Genomic DNA, 20,324 nt, shown 5'->3' on the forward strand with positions numbered 1-20,324 from the left:
GTGGCGGTGGAGGAGGTTTCCTCCCGGCCGCATCTCGCTACCGGCGGCCCGTGCCCCGTACGGACCGGCCCGCCAGGACCTGGGTGCGGCGGCCGTCCTCGATGACGAAACGGCCGTCGATCAGCACATGCGGGATGCCGACGGGCCGTGCGCGCGGTTCCTCGAACGTCGCACCCGCCGCCACCGTCGCCGGGTCGAAGAGGACCAGGTCCGCGCGGTAGCCCTCGCGGACGTATCCCCGGTCGGTCAGGCGCAGCCGCCGCGCGGGCCGGGAGGTGAGGTGGGCCACGCACTCCTCCAGCGAGAGGATGCCCAACTCCCTTACGTATCGGCCGAGATAATGCGGGAAGGTGCCGTAGGCGCGCGGGTGCGGCTTGTCGCCCTGGAGGATGCCGTCGCTGCCGCCGGTGTGTACCCGGTGGCGCATGATCTGCCGGACGTTCTCCTCGTGGCCCACGTGCTGGAGGATCGTGGAGCCGAGCTGGTCATCGATCAGCAGCCGGCGCGCGGTCGCCCAGGGGGCCTCGCCGCGCAGACGGGCGGACTCGGCCACGGTGCGGCCGACATGGCCGGCCAGGGCGGGATCGCCGACGCCCGAGATCTCGATGGTGTCCCACTCGATCGGCACCCTGTGGCAGCCGTCCGAGCCCAGCACCTCCAGGTGGTGCCGGATCCGCTCGGCCGTCGCGTCCTCCGCCAGGCGGGCCAGGACGGCCCCGGGGCCGCCCTCGCTCGCCCAGCTCGGCAGCATCGCGACGAGGGTCGTGCAGCCGGGCGTGTACGGGTAGGTGTCCAGGGAGATGTCGGCGCCCGAGTCGAGGGCGTCGTCCAGCAGTGCGAGGAGTTCCGGCGCCCGGCCCTTGTTCACGCCGAAGTTCATGGTGGCGTGGGCGAGATGGAGTGCGCAGCCCGCCTCCCGGGTCAGCCGCACCATCTCCGCGTACGCGTCGAGCGCGCCCGCTCCGTAGGAGCGCTGGTGCGGGCAGTAGTAGCCGCCGTGCTCGGCCACCACCCGGCACAGTTCGGTGAGTTCGGCGGTGTCCGCGTACATGCCGGGGGCGTAGGTGAGGCCGGAGGACATGCCGACCGCCCCGTCCGCCATGCCCTGGGCGACGAGTTCCTTCATCCGGGCCAGTTCGGCGTCGGTGGCCGGGCGGTCCGCCCAGCCCATCGCGTACATCCGGACGGTGCCCTGCGGGACGAGGTAGGCGGCGTTGACCGCGATGCCCTGTCCGCCGAAGTTGAGGTCCAGCCGGTCCAGGTACTGGCCGACCGTGCGCCAGTCGAAGTCGATGCCCGCGTCCTCGGGAGCGCCACCGTTCCAGCCGCTGATGGCGCGGCGCACCTCGGCGAGGGTCCGGTCGTCGACCGGGGCGTACGACAGGCCGTCCTGGCCGAGGACTTCGAGCGTGACGCCCTGTGCGGCCTTCGCGCTGTGGTCGGGGTCGCGGAGCAGCGCGAGATCGCTGTGCGCGTGCATGTCGACGAAACCGGGGGAGAGGGCGAGCCCGTCCGCGTCCAGGGTGCGGCGGGCACTGGGGCGCGGCCCGGTGGCGTGCTCGGGGTGGATCCCGGCGATCCGGCCGTGGTCGACGGTCACGTCGGCGCGGTACGCGGGGGTGCCGGTGCCGTCGACGACGCGGGCGTCGCGGATGACCAGGTCCATGGGGCTCGCCTCTCAAGGGGCCGGTACGGCCGCAGGGTTCAGAAGAAGGTGCGGATGAGGTCGGTGACCGTGCCGTCCTCCTCCACCAGCGGGATCAGCTGCCACTTGTCGAAGCTTGTGCACGGGTGCGACAGGCCCATCCCCACCCAGTCGCCCACCTCCAGCTCCGCGCCCGGTTCCGTGCACAGCCACGCGTGCTGGTCCGAGAGGCGGTCGACCGTGATCCCCTGTGCGGGGCGCACCGTGCCGTCGCGGCCGGACCGTACGACCTGCGCCTGCGGGAGGTCCAGGTCGTACGCCGCGTCCCGCTTGCCCGCGTTGAGGAAGGCCTGCTCGGGGGTGGGGCGGGAGACGATCTGGGCCCAGAGCCGGAAGGCGGGCTGGAGGGCCCCTTCCTCGGGGATGCGGTTGAACGGGGTGACGTGGCGGTAGCGGCCGTCGTCGTGCGAGACGTACGCCCCCGAGCGCAGCAGTTTGAGCACCGGGCGGGAGAGTTCCGGGATGTCCGCGAACACGTCGGCCACCGCGTCGAACCAGGCGCTGCCGCCCGCGCTGATCACGATGTCCTCGTCGGCCGCCGCCGCGAACCGGCCCTCCCGGTCGAAGGCGACGGCCAGCGCGACGAGCCGGTGCAGCCACTGGCGCACCCGCTCGCCGGAGGCGTCCGGTACCTCGCCCTCGTAACCGGCCACGCCCACCAGTCGCAGCGTGGAGGTGGCGGCCACCGCGTCGGCGACCGCCGCGCAGTCGGCCTCGGTGCGGGCGCCGGTGCGCGCCCCCTCCCCGGCGCCCAGCTCCACGACGACGTCCACGGGCCGGGTGGCGCCCGCTTCCCGCAGCGTCTCGTCCATCAGCTCCACACCGCGCACCGAGTCGACGTAGCAGAGGAAGCGGAACTCCGGGTCGCGGTCCAGCTCACCGGCGAGCCAGCGCAGTGCCGGGGCGTCGACGAGTTCGTTGGCGAGGAAGATCCGCTGGATCCCGTAGGCCCGGTAGACCCGCGCCTGGTGCGGCACGGCCGCGGTGATGCCCCAGGCTCCGTGGTCCAGTTGGCGGGCGAAGAGCTGCGGGGACATGGAGGTCTTGCCGTGCGGGGCGAAGGCGAGACCGTGGCGCTCGGTGTACGTCTGGAGAAGGGCGAGGTTGTGCTCGACCGACTCGGCGGACAGGGCGAGGACCGGGGTGGTGAAGCCGCCCGTGAAGAGATTGCGCCGCTGCGCGGCGAGGGCGCCGACGGTCAGGCCCTCCGCGTCGGGCGGAAGTGCCTTGAAGCGGTGGTCGACCAGCTCGTCGGCGAGCGCGGCAACAGCACGGTGGGCGGTCAAGGTGCCTCCTCGATCGAAGGGTGCGTTGCATCATGTGCAACGCCCATTGCGTAGAGTGCTGACGCTGTCTAACATCCGAGCCGACGCCGGGTCAATGCGGAGAGCCGACGGCCCGCCCCCGCGCCCGAACAGGCGCCCCGCAGCAGCCGCGGCACCACCGACCCGCCGACCCCGCGAGGAGCCCCGAGTGTCCGGAACCCCGGCCGGCCCCGCCGACGCCCTCCAGGGCGCCGAGGTGGTGTGCCTCGGCGAGTCCATGGTGACGTTCCTGCCGTCGCGGCCCGGACGCCTCGCCGACGTACCGGCCTTCCGCCGTGGGATCGGCGGCGCCGAGTCCAACGTCGCCTGTGTGCTCGCCGCCGCCGGGCACCGGACCGCCTGGGTCAGCAGGGTCGGCACGGACGGCTTCGGGGACCACCTGGTGGCGGCGGTCTCCGCGTACGGGGTCGACACCTCCGCCGTACGCCGCGATCCGGCGCGGCCCACCGGGATCTACTTCCGTACGGCGGCCGACCGGGCCACCGACGGGCACGAGGTCGCCTACTACCGGGCCGGGTCCGCCGCCTCCGAGATGTCCCCGGACAACGTCCCGTACGGGCCGCTGTTCGCGGGCCGCGTGCTGCATCTGTCCGGCATCACGGCGGCGCTCTCGGCCGGCTGCCGCGCCCTGCTCGACGACCTGACCGCACCCCGGCCCGGCCGCCCCCTGCTCTCCTTCGACGTCAACCACCGGCCGGTCCTCTGGCGTGACACAGACGCGGCCCCCGAGGTGCTGCTGGACCTGGCCCGCCGCTGCGACCTGGTCTTCGTCGGCGAGGACGAGGCCCTGGCGGCCTGGGGCGTGAAGGGGGCCGAGGCGATCCGCGCGGCGCTCCCGGAGCCCGGCGTCCTGGTCGTGAAGCGGGGCGCTGACGGGGCGACGGTGTTCTCCCGGCCGGGCCCCGCGCACCCCGCCGCCCCCCTCGAAGCCGGCAGCGTCACCGCCGCCACTGCCCTCCGCGTCGATGTCCCCGCCCTCCGGGTCGACGTCGTCGCCCCCGTCGGTGCCGGTGACGCCTTCGCCGCCGGGTTCCTCTCCGCCACCCTCCGCGGCCTTCCGCTGCGCGAACGCGCCCGGCACGGGCACCTCATGGCCGCCGCCGTCCTCACCGCCCCCGGCGACCTCGCCGCACCGGCGCCCCACGCGCACGCCGACGTCCTTGCCGCACTGGACGACGCGTCCTGGGGGAGACTTCGTCTCGGCCCCGGCTGGACGGGGCACGAACAGGAGGTCACCGACGACGTGAGCGAGCGAACCGACCAGACGGGTGCCTCCGGCGCGCACCGGGCCGACGGCAGCGAGGCACGCGGATGAGCCAGACCGTCGACCGGGCGCTGAGCATCCTGCCGCTGCTCGCCCAGGGACCCGCCGACCTCGGGCAGGTCGCCGAGCGGCTCGGCGTCCACAAGTCGACCGCGCTGCGCCTGCTCCGTACGCTCCACGAGCACGGGCTCGTCCACCGCCAGCAGGACCAGCGCTACCGCCTCGGCGCCCGCCTCTTCGCCCTCGCGCAGCAGGCCGTCGAGCACCTCGACGTACGCGAGATCGCCCACCCCCACCTCGTCGCACTCAACGAGCACTGCGGCCACACCGTCCATCTCGCCGTGTACGAGGAGAACGAGGTCCTCTACATCGACAAGGTCGAGAGCCGCTACCCGGTCAGGATGTACTCACGGATCGGGAAGCCCGTCGCGATCACCGTCGCCGCCGTGGCGAAACTGCTCCTCGCCGACCTCCCCGAGCCCGAGCGGCGCGCCGTCGCCGAAAGGCTCGACTACCCCGCCTACACGCACCGTTCGACCCCGGACGCCGCATCCTTCCTGGCGGAACTGGCCGCCGTCCGCGCACAGGGCTGGGCCGCCGACCTCGGCGGCCACGAGGAGTCCATCAACTGCGTCGGCGCCCCCGTCCGGGGCGCCGACGGACGGGTCGTCGCCGCGATGTCGGTCAGCGCACCCAATGTCGTCGTCACCGCCGAGGAACTCCTCGCCCTGCTCCCCCTGGTGCGCCGCACCGCCGACACCATCAGCCGGGAATACTCCGGCACCGACCGACCCGAGAAGGCCTGAACCGTCATGACCGAAAAGATCGCCCTCACCCCGAGCACCCACACCACGCCGCCCGCGAAGTTCTCGCACGGGGTGCGGAAGGGGAACATCCTCCAGGTCGCCGGCCAGGTCGGCTTCCTCCCCGCCGCCGAGGGCCGGCCCCCGACGCCGGCCGGCCCGACCCTGCGCGAGCAGACCCTCCAGACCTTCGCCAACGTCAAGGCGATCCTGGAGGAGGGCGGCGCGAGCTGGGACGACGTGATGATGGTGCGCGTCTACCTCACCGCCGTGGACCACTTCGCCGAGATGAACGAGATCTACAACGCCTACTTCGCCGAGCAGAACCTCACGGCGCCCCCCGCCGCCCGCACCACGGTCTACGTCGGCCTCCCCGAGGGCCTGCTCATCGAGATCGACGCGCTCGCGGTCCTCGGCTGATCCACGCCGCGCCCGGTACGCCGCAGCGCCGCCGGGGGAGCGGCGGCGCTGCGGGTCACCGGTACCGGACGGCGGTCACGGCAGGGCGTGGACGTGCGGGGCCACCACGCTGGACCAGGCGTTGCCCGCCGTGGCGTCCCAGTTGGTCGACCAGGTCATCGCTCCGCGGATGCCCGGGTAGGTCTTCGCGGGCTTGAAGGTCCCGCAGTTGGTTCCGGAGGCCAGGCAGTCCAGGGCCGCGTTCACGACCGAGGGCGCCACATAGCCGCTGCCCGCACCGCGGGTGGAGGCGGGGACGCCGAGGCCGACCTGGGACGGGGCGAGGCCGCCCTCCAGCTGGATGCAGGCGAGCGCGGTGAGGAAGTCCACCGAGCCCTGCGAGTAGACCTTGCCGTCGCAGCCGAGCATCGAACCGCTGTTGTAGTACTGCGTGTTGACGACGGTCAGGATGTCCTTGATGTTGAGTGCCGTCTTGAAGTACTCGCCCGAGGTGGACTGCATGTCGATGGTCTGCGGCGCCATCGTGATGACGAGGCCGGAGCCCGCCTGCTGGGACAACGAGCGCAACGCCTGGGTCATGTAGGCGGAGTTGAGGCCGTTCTCCAGGTCGATGTCGACGCCGTTGAAGCCGTACTCCTGCATGAGCGCGTAGACCGAGTTCGCGAAATTGGTCGCGGAGGCCGCGCTGTTGACCGAGACGGACCCCTTCTCTCCGCCGACCGAGATGATGACGTTCTTTCCGGCGGCCTGCTTGGCCTTGATGTCGGCCTTGAACTGGTCCACGGTGTAGCCGTTCAGGCCCGTGGAGTCCAGGTTGAAGGTGACGGCGCCCGGTGTGGTCGTGGCGTCGGCGAAGGAGACCGCGATGATGTCGTAGTTCGCGGGCACGTCGCTGAGCTTCTGCACGGTCGCGCCGTTGTTGAAGTTCTGCCAGTAGCCGGTGACCGCGTGCGCGGGCACCGAGGTGCCGGGGGTGCCGCCGCCACCGGACGAGGCCGTACGCCCGCTGACCGACGCGGACGTGGCGGACTCGCCTGCGGCGTTGGTGGCGGTTACGGCGAACTGGTACGCGGTGTCGGCGCTCAGTCCGGAGATCGTCGCGGAGGTCCCGGCGGTGGTCGTGGCCTTCGCGCCGTCCTGGTAGACGGTGTAGCCGGTCGCGCCGGACACCGCGTTCCAGGACAGGGCGATGGACGAGGACGTGGTCGTGCCGACGGCGAGACCGGCGGGCGCGGCGGGCACCTCGGGCGCGGGGTCGGTGCCTCCGCCGCCGTCGGGGCCGGTGAGCGAGAGGTCGTCCGCGTAGTAGGCGGCCTGCCCGTACCAGCCGTGCGTGTACACCGTGACCGAGGTCGTGGCCGGGCCGGTGGTGAAGCTGGTGGTGAGCTGGGTCCAACTGCTGGAGCCGGGGCTCCAGGTGGACACGTCGGTGGTTCCGGTGCCGCTCGCGCCGAGGAACGCGTAGCCGCCCTGCACCCAGGCGCTGAGTGTGTACGTCGAGCCGGGCTTCACGGCCACGGTCTGGGTGCACTGGGCGGTGTCCTGGCTGCCCGGGGTGGCCTGGAGCGCTGCGGCGCCCCCGTGCACGGGGGAGGAGACGGTGGTGCCGCTGCCGTTGGAGCAGGTCCAGTGGGTGAGCCCGGACTCGAAGCCCCCGTTCCTGGCGACGTCGATGTCGGCGGCCTCGGCATCGGTGGCGAGGCCGGTGAGGGTCAGTGCGCCGGCCGTGAGCACGGCCAGGGCTCCGCCGAGCAGCGGCCGGGGGCGGTACCTGCGGTTTCTGTGGTGGCTGACGGGGGATGGTTCCACTTGCTGCCTCCGTAGGGGGAGTCGGGGGTGCGCGACGGGGTACCTGAGGGGAGCCGGCGGGGTCGGCCGGCGGTACCCGGGCGGTCCGGGCGTGATGCGAAGAGCGAAGAGGAGACGAAGAGGTGAGGAAGTGAGGAGGTGGGGAATGGGTCGACGGTGGCCACCGCTGGCCGTAAAGCTGGTCCAGACCAATCGAGTTGTCAAGACCTCTGGCGTCCGCGGGTGTGCGTACCGCACCCGTCGGTCCGCTCCACCGGGCGTTCCGGAACCCGCCCGCGGATGCCCCACGACGGCCCCGCGAATGCCCGCGACGACCCGGCGGAAGCTCGCCAACAACCCTGGAGTGCCGTTGTGTTGACTTTTTGTTGACCTCGCGCGAACTCGTGCGGGTGATGTTGCCCGAGTGTCCGGACAGTGAGGGTTCGCCCTCTCGTGGACCGATGGGGCATCTCCTGAATCGCGTCTGACGTGCGGAGATGAATTTCCGGCCGCTGGTAATCCGAGAGGGGTGCGTAACACTCCGCAGTGGTACAGGAGTTAACGATTCTCTATTTGATCCGATTTGGTCCGGCGGCGTTGTGTGTGCGGCTCGCGCACGTTGTCGTACTGGCCTCCGAAAAGTGTTCTCTGCCAGGTACGACGTGGTTAAAGTGCTGACCCAGGACCGCGGAGCAGGAGCGAGAGCGGCCGACGTCATGACCGTCGTTTGGCTGCAGCCGAAACGGGGAACAGCGTGCCGACCGCAATAGCAGTGACCAGTGCTGATCTGGTCCTTCCTCCGACCGACCAGCAGACACCGACGGCCGCCCTGCTGCAGGCCCCCGACGACCAGTCGCTGGAGATGGCCATCGGCGACGTGCACATGCTGCTCGAACAGCACGGCTACGTCGTCGCCGTCTATCCGACCGGCATCGCGCCCGCCCATGAGCGCCGGCTCCACGCCGTGCGCTCGGTACTGGAGAGCGACCGCATCGCGCTGCTCAAGGTGGACCTCCCTCCTCTGGGTGTCGCCGTGCTCGTCCGGCAGCTGCGTCAGTTGTCCATCTGTGACTTCAGCCCCGGGGTGGTCGCCTCCGCCGCCCGGCTGCTGTCCCACTACATCCACGCGGGCGCACTGCTGCACTCCGTCACCCGGTTCGACCGAGTCCCGGTGGATCTCAGGACGCACGCCAAGTCCTGGGTGCCGGGCTCCCAGTTCGCCGTGGTGGCGGGGCCGGACCCGCAGCTGGTCAAGGTCGGCCCGAAGGCCGAACTGCCCACCGGTCCGGAATTCGCCACGCATCTTCTGGTCGCCAAAGGGCAGTCACAGTCCGAGTGGGTCACCCAGACCCTCGCACCCGCATGGCAGGTCCAGTCCCTTCACGAAGCGGCACTCCCTTCCGGTTCCTCCGCCTGGTGGGGAACCGGAAAGCTGGTGGAATTCGCCGCGTACCTTCCCGACATCTCCGTCCTGTACCAGCTGGTTGCCTCGGTCCGCCGGGACAACTGCCACTGGTGCGGAATGGAACTCATAGGGGACCGCTGCGGGTTCTGCTCCTCCCCGCTTCCCGCAGCCGAGAACCGAACACACTCCGCCGGTGTCCTCAGTCAGGGAGCGCTCGCACCACCCCGGTCCTAGCGCTCCCACTTTCCTCCGTAGACGCCCTTCTGTCCGCTGCCCCACGCATCCGAATCGAACGAGGTTGTCCGGCTCATGAACTCCCGCCAGCGCCGCGGCGTGATACTCCTGCTCCTGTCGGTCCTGTGCGCCTTCGGCGCCTTCGCCGGTGTGCTCTCGGTGATCAGCGACGTCAACTCCAAGGTCGGCCCCGAGGTCTCGGCCTACCAGCTGAAGTCCGACGTGGCCCCCTACACGGCCCTGTCCACCGGCCAGTTCGAGAAGATCTCGATGCCGAAGCGCTGGCTGTCCACCAACGCGGTCACCGACATCTCCGACGTCAACGGCAAGATCGCCGTCACTCAGCTGCGCAAGGGCTCGCTGCTCCAGTCCGACATGATGCAGAAGCGCCCCGAACTCCAGCCCGGGGAACAGGAGATCGCCATCATGATCGACGCCGCGACCGGCGTCGCGGGCAAGATCACCCCCGGTGCCACGGTCAACATCTACGCCACCTTCGCCGGAGAGCGCGACGGCGAACCCTCCCAGTCGAAGGTCATCGTCTCCAACGCCAAGGTGCTGGACGTCGGCAAGCTGACCGCCCTGGAACCGGACCGGGACGGCAAGTCCAACATGGGCACCGAGGCCGTGCCGATCACCTTCGCTCTCAACACACTCGACACCCAGCGCATCGCCTACGCCGAATCCTTCGCGGAGCACGTACGCCTCGCGCTCCTGGCCTCCGGCAGCGACAGCACCATCCGCCCGGGTGACCGCACCTACACGCTCGACAAGGACAAGTGAGGCCGGGATGACCACCAGGATCCTCCCGGCCGTCGGTGACATCGACGCGGCCAGATCCGTCACGACTCTGCTCAGCCAGCTCCCCGACGCCGAACCGGCCGCTCCGGTCGGCGACTCGACCCAGCTCATCGACACCCTCGCCCGGCTCGCCGGGGAGTCGCTCGACGAGCTGCCCGAGGTGGTGCTGGTCCATGAGCGGATCGGTCCGGTGCCGGCGCTGGAACTCATCCGGGAGGTCTCCCTGCGCTTCCCCGCCATCGGGGTCGTGCTGATCACCGCCGATGTCACCCCCGGCCTGTTCGCGGCCGCCATGGAGTCGGGTGCGCGCGGCGTCGTCACCCTTCCGCTGAGCTACGAGGAACTGGTCAACCGGGTCCAGTCGGCCGCCCAGTGGTCCGTCGGCGTCCGCCGCCACCTGAGCTCCGGGAACGATGTCTTCACCGGCCCCGGCGGTACGGTCATCACGGTCAGCGGTGCCAAGGGCGGCGTCGGCGCCACCGTCGCCGCCGTCCAACTCGCCCTGGCAGCCCAGGCGTCCGGGCGTTCCACGGCCCTCGTCGACATGGACCTCCAGGCCGGCGACATCGGCTCGTACCTCGATGTGCAGTTCCGGCGGTCCATCGTCGACCTGGCGACGATCACCGACATCTCGCCGCGGGTCCTGGCCGACGCCGTCTTCAGCCACAGCACCGGCCTCTCCGTGCTCCTCGCACCGGGCGACGGCGAACGCGGCGAGGAGGTCAGCGACCGCTCGGCCCGGCAGGTCGTCAGCGCCCTGCGGTCGCGCCACGAGGTCGTGGTGATCGACTGCGGCAGTCAGCTCCAGGGCGCCGGCGCCGCCGCCATCGAGATGGCCGACACGGCGCTGCTGGTCACCACCCCCGACGTGATCGCGGTGCGCGGCGCCAAGCGCGTCGTACGCATGTGGGACCGGCTCCAGATCCGCAAGGCGGAGGAGACGGTCACGGTCGTCAACCGCTTCATCCGCAGCACCGAGATCCAGCCGCAACTGATCGAGAAGATCACCGGAACCCGGACGGCGAACACGGTGGTTCCCGCGCACTTCAAGGAACTCCAGGGTGTCGTCGACGCCGGCCGGCTGCATGAACTCGACCCCAAGAGCACCGTCAAACAGGCCCTCTGGGCCCTTGCGGGTGAGCTCGGCATCGTGAAGGTTCCGGACAAGGGAGAGAAGAGCGCCGGAAAGTTCAGGAACGACCGAGGCTCGATCGGGCGCCCGCGCGTCGGCCGACGCGACGACGACGCCCGGTACCGGGCGACGACCAAGGGGGCAAGTTGACCGATGACACTCACCGAGACGACAGACACGGAGATACGGGGAAGGCGCGACGCTGATCCTTCCCCGGACCGGGACCGACAGCGGGGCGGACTGCGGGGCCGGCTCCGCGGCAGGCTCCCCGGCCCCGGCCGCGACCGTGGCCAGACCGCGATCGAGTTCCTCGGCGTCACCCCGCTGATCATCCTGCTGATGATCGCGCTCTGGCAGTGCGCGCTGATCGGCTACACCTTCTCCCTCGCCGGGAACGCGGCGGACAAGGCGGCGCACCAGGGGGCCATCACGGAAGGCCTGCGGTTCCAGGAGTGCCGGAACGCGGCCGAGGAACACCTGCCGGACGCCTGGCAGAAGGCGATGAGGACGAGGTGTCACACCTCGGGGAGCATGTACCAGGCGGAGGTCAAGCTCCAGGTGCCCGTCCTGGTCCCCGGTGTACTCAACTGGCCGTTTCGCGTCACCGGCCACGGCGCGTACCCGCTGGAGGGCTGAGCGATGACCACGCACACACCCGGCCGTACCGCCCGTCGTGAGCGGGGCCAGGTCGCCATCGAGTACCTGGGCTTCATCCCCCTGCTGCTCCTGGTCGGCCTCCTCGCGATCCAGGCGGGCCTCGCCGCGTACGCGGCCAACCAGGCGGGCACCGGGGCCCGTGCGGCGGCCCGTTCGGCCAGCATGTCGTACGGAGGCTGCGACCGGGAGGCGGGCCTCGCCGCGATGAGCGGATGGACCGCCGACCGCGCGGATTTCTCCCTGTCGCCGCCCTCCTCCCTCGACGAAGTCACCTGCACGGTCAGCGTCGAAGTGCCCGACATCCTCCCCGGCGTCCACATCTGGGGCCGGGCCGAACGCAGTTCCACCATGCCCCGCACCTGACCCCGGCGCGCCGCACGGCTGCCCCACCAGCTGCTCAACACGTAAGTCGCAACGAGGAGTGACGCAATGAGTCTGCGGGCACGCATCGCCGCCCCCGACAAGAACGGCGGGGGGCGGGAGGACAGCCACATGGTGGCTTCCTACCGCGCCAAGCTGCTCGAAGAGATCGACCTGGCGGAGATGTCCTCGCTCGCCGCCGCGGACCGGCGGGCCCGGCTGGAGCGGGTGCTCAGCCACATCATCAGCCGTGAGGGACCGGTCCTCTCGACCGCCGAACGCACCCAGCTGATCCGCCGGGTCGTCGACGAGGCCCTCGGGCTCGGCATCCTGGAACCCCTCCTCGAAGACGCGTCCATCACCGAAATCATGGTGAACGGCCCCGACCAGATCTTCGTGGAGCGCAGCGGCAGGGTCGAACAGCTCCCGATGCGCTTCAGTTCGCACGAACAACTGATGCAGACCATCGAGCGCATCGTGTCGACCGTCAACCGCCGCGTTGACGAGTCGAACCCCATGGTCGACGCCCGTCTGCCCAGCGGCGAACGTGTCAACGTGATCATCCCGCCGCTGGCGCTGACCGGTGCCACGCTCACCATCCGACGGTTCCCCAGGGCGTTCACGCTGCAGGAAATGATCGACATCGGCTCGATCGACGAACAGATGCTGATCCTGCTCTCCGGCTTCGTCCAGGCCAAACTCAACGTGATCGTCTCCGGCGCCACCGGTACCGGCAAGACGACGCTGCTCAACGCGCTCTCCGGCCTCATCCCCAACAGGGACCGCATCATCACCATCGAGGACTCCGCCGAGCTCCAGCTCCAGCAGAGCCATGTGATCCGGCTGGAGTCCCGTCCGGCGAACGTCGAGGGGAAGGGCCAGATCAGCATCCGTGACCTGGTCCGCAACTCCCTGCGTATGCGCCCCGACCGGATCGTCGTCGGTGAGGTCCGTGGTGGTGAGTCGCTCGACATGCTCCAGGCGATGTCGACCGGTCACGACGGCTCGCTCGCCACCGTCCACGCCAACAGCGCCGAGGACGCGCTCATGCGTCTGCAGACCCTGGCCTCGATGTCCGAGATCAAGATCCCGTTCGAGGCGCTGCACGACCAGATCAACAGCGCCGTCGACGTCATCGTCCAGCTCACCCGGCACGCCGACGGTTCCCGCAAGGTCACCGAGATCGCCGTACTCGATTCGCACGGCCGCGATCCCTACCGCATCGTGACCGTCTGCCGGTTCAATGCCCAGCCGATGGACGCCGACGGGCGGATCAACGGCGAGTTCCAGTACCTCCCGATCCCGCGCAGGACCGCCGAGCGCCTCTACATGGCCAGCCAACCCCTTCCGCAGGCCTTCGGGGTCGCCGCATCCGCCGAACAGCTCGCCATCCGAGAGGCCCATTAGGTACTGCCATGAACAATCTCCCTCTGCTCACCATCGGCGCCACCCTGCTCTGCGGTGTCACGGGCGTCATGGGCCTGCACGCCTACTCCGGCGGGAAGGCCGACCAGGACGCCCTGGTGGACCGCCTCTCGCACACCGGACACCTCCCGGAGACCGGACGCCACCGCCGCTTCCGCAGCCTCGACAGCAGGCTCCGCAAGACCCGCCTGGGCCGGAAGCTCGAACTGAAGCTGGCCTCCACGGGCCTCGACATCACCCCGGGCGAGTTCGCCGTCTACGCGCTCGCCGCCATGGCCGGCCTCTGGATGATCGCCTCGTCCCTGCTCGCGAGCTTCTTCGGCCCGGTCGCCGCCCTCATCGGCCTCTGGGCCGCCAACTCCTTCCTGAACTGGCAGCGGACCAAACGCACCGAGCGCTTCATCAACCAGCTGCCCGAGCTCGCCCGCATCCTCGCCAACGCCACCCAGGCCGGCCTCGCCCTGCGGACGTCCATCGGCATGGCGGCCGACGAGATGGAGAACCCGGCGGGCGAGGAACTGGCCCGGGTGTCCCGCCGCCTCGCCGTCGGCGAGCCCCTCGAAGACGCGATGAGCGAGCTGACCGACCGGCTGCCCTCCCGCGAACTCGTCGTCCTCGTCACCACCCTGGTCCTGTCCAACCGGGCCGGCGGTACGGTCGTCAGCTCGCTGCGCAACCTCACCGAGACGCTGGAGGAGCGCAAGGAGACCCGGCGCGAGGTCAAGACCCAGCTCTCCCAGGTCACCGTCACCGCCTACGCCGTCCCGATCTTCGGCCTCGGCGCCATGCTCCTGATGAACGCCGTCATGCCCGGCGCCCTCGACCGCATGACCGGTGCCTTCATCGGCCAGGTCGCGGTGGTCGTCTCCATCGCCCTGTACGCGATCGGATTCCTGGTGATCCGTCGCATGTCCCGGATCGACGTCTGATGGGTGGGAACGTGGACCTGCTGCTCGCCGGAGTGATGGGCCTCGCGGTCTTCGGAGCCATCGCCGGCATCCGGATGTACCGGCGCGATGTGAAGCTCCCCGGAGACCTCGCGATCGCCCTGGAGGTCGGCGCCACCCGCACCAGCGCGGTCGGCTCCGGCATCGACCGGCTCGGCATGCGCTGGGCCCCGACTGTCCTGCGGATGATGGGCCCCAAGGCCGTCAACAAGAAGCGCCGCCAGATCGACCTGGCGGGCAATCCGGGCGGTCTGACCATCGACCGCTACGCCGCCCGCCGCGCCGTCTACGGCGGCCTCGGCCTCCTCGGCGCCTTCACCATGCTCCTGCGCGGCCAGATCTTCCTCGCCCTGGTGCTGATCGCCTTCGGTCTCTTCTGGGCAGAGGTCGGCATCATCTCGGCGGTCCGGATCCGCCGCGACCACATCGACCGGACCCTCCCCGACTTCCTCGACGTCCTCGCCGTCGTCGTCTCGGCCGGCCTCGGCTTCCGCCAGGCACTCGGCCGCGTCGCCGAGAAGTACGAGGGCCCCTGGGCCGACGAACTGCGCATCACCCTGCGCCAGATGGACATGGGCATGAGCCGCCGCGAGGCCTTCGAGCAACTGCGCAAGCGCAACGACTCGGAGCAGGTGGCCATGTTCGTCACCACCCTCCAGCAGGGCGAGGAGCTCGGTGCGCCGATCGTCGACACACTGATCCAGATCGCCAACGACATGCGCCGCACCGACGCCCAGAACGCGCGCCGCAAGGCGGCCAGGGCCGTCCCCAAGGCGACCTTCGCGGTCACCACCTTCCTGCTCCCCGGAACCCTCATCCTGCTGACGGTCGGCTTCGTCTACGGAGCGGACATCGACTTCGGCTTCCTCACCGGCCAGTGAGATGAAGACGGTGGACGGTGGAAAAGACACGTGAAGGGAGGTGACAGGCTCATGTCGTATCCGCTCGGCAGCATCCACCCGGGACTGAACGCGCAGGTGCGTGAGGCGATCTCCGACCCCGGTTCGCGACCGGCGTTCGACATCCAGCTGAACGCCCTCCAGGCGATGTGCCGGCAGGTCTTCGGCTTCCGGCTCGCCATGATCGCCATCGCCACCCCGTTCGCCCTCGACCACACCGCCGCGGGCCTGGGCTCCTGGCTGGTCGGGTCCGCCATCCTCGTCACCTTCATGGGCTCGTACGTCCTCTTCCGCGACTGGGAACGCTTCGGCCCCGTCCTGCTGCGCCACCCCTGGCTGCTCGGCCTGGACGCGTTCTTCGGCGCCCTGCTGCTCGTCACCGCGGGCCCCGGGTCCACCCTCGCCTACGTCACCGTGTGCACCCCGCTGCTGGCCGGGCTCGTCTCCGGCTGGCGGGGGGCGGCAATCTTCGCCGCACTTCAGATCGTCATCGTCCTCGGCGTCCACAACACCGTCCCGAGACTGCATTCCGACGACGCCACCGCCATACTGCTGCCCGGCTTCTGCATCATCGCGGGCGCCCTCGGCGTCACCCTGCGCAACCTGCTGCTCCGCTTCGGCACGGCCAGCCAGGCCCTCACCGAGACCCGGGCCCGCCTCGCCGTCAACGAGGCCGTGGAGGGCGAACGCACCCGCCTGGCACGGGAGATGCACGACTCGGTCGCCAAGACCCTGCACGGCCTGGCCCTGGCCGCCGACGGCCTGGCCGCCTCGTCCGACCGGCTGGACCCCCACACCGTCAAGCACCAGGCCGAACTGGTCGCCCGCGCCGCCCGCCGTGCCGCAGCGGAGTCCCGCGAACTCCTCTCGGACCTGCGCCGCGAGTCCGGACTCGACAGCGGTGTCGACGTCGTACGCGAACTACGCGCCCGAGCCGAGGACTTCACCCGCCGCCACCCCCTCACCGCCACCTTCCGCCTGCTCAACGACACCCCCGTTCCGGGCGTCCCGCAGGCGGTCGCCCGGCAACTGCTCACCGTCGCCTCCGAGGCGATGGAGAACGCCCACCGTCACGCCCAGCCCTCCTACCTCGTCGTCCTGGTCGGCGTGAAGGGCGATGTCCTGCGCGTCAGCGTGTACGACGACGGGCGCGGCCTGCCCGCGGGCACCACGCTCGACGACCTCCGACGTGCCGGGCACTTCGGCCTCGTCGGCATGGTCGAACGCGCGGCGTCCATCGGCGCCCGCATCCGGATCGGGAAGGGCCGTGCGGCCAAGGGCACCGAGGTACGCCTGGAACTCCCGATCGCCGCTCTCGGTACCGCTCCCGAACAAAAACCCCCGACTGATCCGACTGACTCCGACTGATCCGACTGAACAGCGCCAACTCCACCCTCACCCCCCATGACACCCTGAGAGGAGGTCGCAGATGCCGGACGACGTCTCCCGTGCACCGGGCCAGAACTGGGCAGCACAGAACCACGCCTCCCCGCACACGTCCTCGCACGTCACCCCGCTCACCTCGGAACCCGCTCCGCAGGCGTTCCCCGTCTCCGCGACACCCGTCCCCGCGGCCGTTCCCCAGCAGTCCGCGGCATCCGCATCCCTGCCCCCCTTCCCCGGCCCGCCCGCAGCCGCCCCCGGCGCCCTGCGGGTCGTCGTCGCCGACGACAACCCCGTGGTCCGGGCCGGCCTGGGCGTGCTGCTCTCCGGCCGCGACGACATCGACGTCGTGGGCGAGGCCACGGACGGCCGTCAGGCCTACGACCTGGCCGTCGCACACCGCCCCGACGTCGTCCTGCTCGACGTCCGCATGCCCGGCGTCGACGGCATATCCGCCCTGCCCCACCTCGTTCAGGTGGCCCCGGTGATGATGCTGACCTACAGCCGTGAGAGTGAAATCGTCCACGAGGCCCTGCGTCTGGGCGCGAGCGGCTATCTGGTCCATGGCGAGTTCACGGCCGACCAACTGGTGCAGGCCGTTCGCGACACCAAAGACGGCCGGGCCCACTTCACCGCCACCGCGGCCAATGCCCTCCTCGCCCATATGCGCCAGGGCCCCGGCCCCCAGGGCCGACCCCTCCCCGAAGGGCTCGGTACGGCGCTGACCACGGGCGTTGCGCACCAGAACCCCGGCTACGACGGCCACCCCCCGACCCCGGTCCAGCCCCATCACGCGCCTGCACGCGCCCCCGAGGCGCAACCGGCGCCCCCCGCGGCGCGCCCAGTTCATCCCGCGCAGGTCCTTTCGCACATGCAACCGTCTGTGGCACAGTCGTTCCATGCCGGGGGTCCGGGTGCGGCTCCCAACAAACAACAGTTCGGGCTGAGTTCACGGGAGGTGGAGGTCATGGAGCTGATCGCGTCCGGGATGAGCAACCAGCAGATCGCCGCCACCTGCTTCATCAGCGAGAAGACGGTCAAGAACCACATCAACCGCATCTTCACCAAGCTGCACAGCACCAGCCGCAGCGAGGCCATCGCCCGCTGGCTCGGCACGGCTCCCACGCCGGGACCGGGGACGCGGGGGGCCGGTGGATACCGTGGCTGAGCGGGGGAGCGGCGGCGGACTCCGGACCGCGGCAGTGCGTGCGCGGAGTGCGGGGCGTGCGGCCCAGCACGGCCCGGCTCAGACCCAACTCCCGCTTTGGGCCCGGGAATGGGTCCTGGGACCCTCCGACGAGCAGGGTGTTCCGCCGTATGTTTCTCATGTCGCCAGCGGCTCCGGCCAGGAGGAAGCCGGAACCGCGGGCGACACCCGAGAAACGTGTGAGTCGGCCGGCTACCGGTCGGCCGAACCCGGAGGGGAATCCCATGTCGAACTTCACCGCGAAGACCGCCGTCCGCGTCAACGGCTGGGCCAACACCGCGGTCAGCGCCATCCAGAAGCGTTACGAGGCCAAGGACCGCGGCCAGACGGCGTTCGAGTACCTGGGCATCATCCTGGTGGTCGTGGCGATCATCGGTGCGATCATGGCTACGGGGATCGGTGGCGCGATCTCGGAGCGGATCAAGGGCCTGGTGGACAGCATCACCGCGCAGTGATGATTGGTCGTTCGCGTAACGATGCAGGGCAGGCTTTCCCCATCTATGTTGTGATGGTGGCGGGCCTGCTCTTCCTCGTGTTTGCATTCTTTGCCGTCGGCAAAGCATCGGCTTTGCGTAATGGGGCTCAGGGCGCTGCGGACGCGGCGGCACTGGCTGCGGCCAATGAGGCGCGTGAGAACTTCGAGGCGGGGTTCCTCGCCTCGCTGCCGGAGGACTTGCTCGAAGCCTATCTGCAGAGTCATCCGGTCATTGGCTGCCATGCGGCCCAGGGGCTCGCCTCTGCGAATCAAGCTGATCTCAATATGCCCGGGGGCTGTGTGGCGATACCGGGCGGCTATCGGGATCGGATCAAGGTTAACGTCAAGGGTCGCAAGCCAGTGGACTCGTCGGTGCTTCCCGGTTCGGAGAAGACGGTGGCGAAAGCCTCAGCCACCGCCGTAATCGAATTTCGCTGCTCGTGGACTTCAGTGGATCTCAATGAGGACAGCATTCGGGACATCTTCTTCTTCACGTGCGAGGGTGGCCAGATGCTCGAAATCAGACCGAGCAGTCCGCCGCCCTGGTCGCAGGTGAGCAAGATTCTCTACGACGTGCATCTAGTCGACAATTGACAGCGAACGACGAGTAAAGGAATAAGAACCCATGAGCATTCGGCGTTCCACCAAGTCCCGAAGGGCAGTGGCAGCCGTCTCGCTGGCGGCGGCGTTGGCCCTGGCTGTCGCTGGCTGCGGCGCTGATGGCGGTGAAAAGACGAACGATGCCGGTTCGTCGCCGTCCTCTGCTCCTCCCCAGTCCTCTGACGGGGACAAGGGAGACAAGCAGGAGGACACTGCTGCCGGGGACAACGTGGACCCGAATGTGAAACTGGCTGAGGTTAAGGGCGATGGGCTGACTCTCATCGTCAATCAAGTAAAGCGTGACTCCGGCGGCTTTGTCACCGTCCAGGGCGAGATCAAGAATGAGAGCGGGCAGACTCGCAACACCAGTTCCTGGGCGGGAACGGAGAGTTCGATTGTCGCCAAGAACCCGAACTCAGTTGCCGGCGCCACGCTGGTCGACAAAGCGGGGAAGAAGCGCTACTACGTGCTTCGTGACACGGAGAACCGATGCCTCTGCACCACAAGCATCCCTCCGCTGTTGGCCGGAAAGACGATTCCGGTCTTCATGCAGTTCCCGGCGCCCCCGAGCACGACGACCGAGGTTGACTTCACCTTGCCGACGTTCGCGACGGCTTCCCTGAAGATCTCAGGGTGACGGCTGACATGACCCTCAATCGGACTCGGCTGAAGCCCGTGGGCGTTGCCGGAATCTCTGTTGCATCAGCCATGGTGATGGCCACTGCCACACTGTTCGGAGCCTCGTCGGCGGTCGCCGACGACGGCCCCAGCGTGCCCCCCGGCACCGAGGCGTCGTCAGTACCCCCGGTCCAGGTCGACGCGAACGACCCCGACCTGAAGATGCCCGAGGGCGGCACACTCGCCCCCGCCAAAGTCCTAGACATCGTCCAGGTGGTCGAGGATCAGGGCGGTGACGAGCGTCGCGAGGACAGCAACGCGAACGTCAAGTTCGCACTCCAGGCCGAGGTGCTCTTCGGCAAGGACAGCGCCAAGCTGAGTTCCGCAGCCAACGCGCGTATCGCCGCGATCGCTGACGAGATCAAGAAGCAGAATGCCACCAAGGTGCGCGTCTTCGGATTCACCGACAACCTCGGTTCGGCGGCCCACGGTGACGTGCTGTCCAAGCAGCGTGCCAACGCCGTGCAGTCGGTGCTGGTCAAGCAGTTGGGATCGAACGTCACCTTCGACATCCGCGGTTACGGCGAGCAGTACCCGATCGCCAGCAACAGCACGGAAGAGGGCCGCAAGAAGAACCGACGCGTGGAGGTCTCCTTCCCGCGCGGCACCTCTTCCTGAGGCGACCGCACACGCACGGGGGCTGAAGGGCCTCAGGACTCTTGGCCAAGTCTCGGGCGAGATGGTCAAAAGAGGTAAGAAGTAACAGGGTTCTGGGATCTGCAGGTCAGGATCCGTACTCTCATGGGTGGTTCGAGCGACAGCCCGAACCACCCATGGGGAAGAGGCCGACGCCGTGGCCCCCTGAGAGTGTTCCGT

At 69.7% G+C, this 20,324-nt stretch carries 20 protein-coding genes; 17 read left to right on the forward strand and 3 right to left on the reverse strand.

Going from position 1 to position 20,324, the window contains the following annotated elements:
* Positions 1-37: 37 nt before the first annotated feature.
* Positions 38-1,666 (reverse strand): D-aminoacylase, encoded by a 1,629-nt coding sequence (locus AB0L71_RS15250; RefSeq protein WP_365242602.1) that lies wholly within the window; start codon positions 1,664-1,666, stop codon positions 38-40.
* A gap of 38 nt (positions 1,667-1,704) precedes the next feature.
* On the reverse strand, positions 1,705-2,991 hold the full coding sequence (locus AB0L71_RS15255; RefSeq protein WP_365242604.1) for an alanine racemase: 1,287 nt from the start codon (positions 2,989-2,991) through the stop codon (positions 1,705-1,707).
* A gap of 187 nt (positions 2,992-3,178) precedes the next feature.
* Between AB0L71_RS15255 and AB0L71_RS15260 the strand changes: the two genes are divergently transcribed.
* From AB0L71_RS15260 to AB0L71_RS15270, 3 genes are read left to right on the forward strand one after another with little or no spacing between them, the layout of a single operon-like run.
* Positions 3,179-4,345 (forward strand): sugar kinase, encoded by a 1,167-nt coding sequence (locus AB0L71_RS15260; RefSeq protein ID WP_365242606.1) that lies wholly within the window; start codon positions 3,179-3,181, stop codon positions 4,343-4,345.
* Positions 4,342-5,100 (forward strand): IclR family transcriptional regulator, encoded by a 759-nt coding sequence (locus AB0L71_RS15265; protein WP_365242608.1) that lies wholly within the window; start codon positions 4,342-4,344, stop codon positions 5,098-5,100. The genes AB0L71_RS15260 and AB0L71_RS15265 overlap by 4 nt, the downstream gene beginning before the upstream one ends.
* Positions 5,101-5,106: 6 nt before the next feature.
* Positions 5,107-5,517: a RidA family protein gene (locus tag AB0L71_RS15270; protein WP_365242610.1), complete on the forward strand. Its 411-nt coding sequence runs from the start codon at positions 5,107-5,109 to the stop codon at positions 5,515-5,517.
* 75 nt (positions 5,518-5,592) lie between these two features.
* Here AB0L71_RS15270 and AB0L71_RS15275 read toward each other — a convergent pair whose 3' ends face one another.
* Complete coding sequence (locus AB0L71_RS15275; protein WP_365242927.1) at positions 5,593-7,251, reverse strand: glycoside hydrolase family 18 protein; 1,659 nt, start codon at positions 7,249-7,251, stop codon at positions 5,593-5,595.
* An 826-nt stretch (positions 7,252-8,077) separates the two neighbouring features.
* Here AB0L71_RS15275 and AB0L71_RS15280 point away from each other — a divergent pair.
* The 14 genes from AB0L71_RS15280 (at position 8,078) to AB0L71_RS15345 (ending at position 20,126) form a co-directional block, all read left to right on the forward strand.
* A complete protein-coding gene (locus AB0L71_RS15280) occupies positions 8,078-8,944 on the forward strand; it encodes a hypothetical protein (protein WP_365242612.1) in 867 nt (288 codons plus the stop codon).
* A 75-nt stretch (positions 8,945-9,019) separates the two neighbouring features.
* Positions 9,020-9,727 carry a Flp pilus assembly protein CpaB gene (gene cpaB, locus AB0L71_RS15285; protein ID WP_365242614.1) on the forward strand — a complete coding sequence of 236 codons (708 nt, stop codon included), beginning with the start codon at positions 9,020-9,022 and terminating at the stop codon, positions 9,725-9,727.
* Between the two features lie 7 nt (positions 9,728-9,734).
* Entirely contained in the window at positions 9,735-11,027 is a 1,293-nt protein-coding gene (locus AB0L71_RS15290; RefSeq protein ID WP_365242616.1) for an AAA family ATPase, read from the forward strand.
* 3 nt (positions 11,028-11,030) lie between these two features.
* Positions 11,031-11,513 (forward strand): TadE family protein, encoded by a 483-nt coding sequence (locus tag AB0L71_RS15295; protein WP_365242618.1) that lies wholly within the window; start codon positions 11,031-11,033, stop codon positions 11,511-11,513.
* Between the two features lie 3 nt (positions 11,514-11,516).
* Complete coding sequence (locus AB0L71_RS15300; protein WP_365242620.1) at positions 11,517-11,897, forward strand: TadE/TadG family type IV pilus assembly protein; 381 nt, start codon at positions 11,517-11,519, stop codon at positions 11,895-11,897.
* A gap of 66 nt (positions 11,898-11,963) precedes the next feature.
* Positions 11,964-13,301 carry a CpaF family protein gene (locus AB0L71_RS15305; protein WP_365242622.1) on the forward strand — a complete coding sequence of 446 codons (1,338 nt, stop codon included), beginning with the start codon at positions 11,964-11,966 and terminating at the stop codon, positions 13,299-13,301.
* Positions 13,302-13,309: 8 nt separating this feature from the next.
* Complete coding sequence (locus tag AB0L71_RS15310; RefSeq protein WP_365242624.1) at positions 13,310-14,248, forward strand: type II secretion system F family protein; 939 nt, start codon at positions 13,310-13,312, stop codon at positions 14,246-14,248.
* A gap of 11 nt (positions 14,249-14,259) precedes the next feature.
* Positions 14,260-15,147, forward strand: coding sequence for a DUF5936 domain-containing protein (locus tag AB0L71_RS15315; protein ID WP_365242929.1), 888 nt, complete (start codon positions 14,260-14,262; stop codon positions 15,145-15,147).
* A 51-nt stretch (positions 15,148-15,198) separates the two neighbouring features.
* Positions 15,199-16,533, forward strand: a complete 1,335-nt coding sequence (locus AB0L71_RS15320; protein WP_365242626.1) for a histidine kinase — start codon at positions 15,199-15,201, stop codon at positions 16,531-16,533.
* Positions 16,534-16,594: 61 nt separating this feature from the next.
* Entirely contained in the window at positions 16,595-17,716 is a 1,122-nt protein-coding gene (locus AB0L71_RS15325) for a response regulator transcription factor (RefSeq protein ID WP_365242628.1), read from the forward strand.
* A 263-nt stretch (positions 17,717-17,979) separates the two neighbouring features.
* Positions 17,980-18,210 carry a hypothetical protein gene (locus AB0L71_RS15330; protein ID WP_365242630.1) on the forward strand — a complete coding sequence of 77 codons (231 nt, stop codon included), beginning with the start codon at positions 17,980-17,982 and terminating at the stop codon, positions 18,208-18,210.
* Positions 18,210-18,824, forward strand: coding sequence for a pilus assembly protein TadG-related protein (locus tag AB0L71_RS15335; protein WP_365242632.1), 615 nt, complete (start codon positions 18,210-18,212; stop codon positions 18,822-18,824). The genes AB0L71_RS15330 and AB0L71_RS15335 overlap by 1 nt, the downstream gene beginning before the upstream one ends.
* Before the next feature lie 31 nt (positions 18,825-18,855).
* Complete coding sequence (locus tag AB0L71_RS15340; RefSeq protein ID WP_365242634.1) at positions 18,856-19,467, forward strand: hypothetical protein; 612 nt, start codon at positions 18,856-18,858, stop codon at positions 19,465-19,467.
* An 8-nt stretch (positions 19,468-19,475) separates the two neighbouring features.
* Positions 19,476-20,126 (forward strand): OmpA family protein, encoded by a 651-nt coding sequence (locus tag AB0L71_RS15345; RefSeq protein WP_365242636.1) that lies wholly within the window; start codon positions 19,476-19,478, stop codon positions 20,124-20,126.
* Positions 20,127-20,324 lie beyond the last annotated feature (198 nt).

Origin of the sequence: Streptomyces sp. NPDC052052 (assembly GCF_040680455.1) — a bacterium.
Lineage (GTDB): Bacteria > Actinomycetota > Actinomycetes > Streptomycetales > Streptomycetaceae > Streptomyces.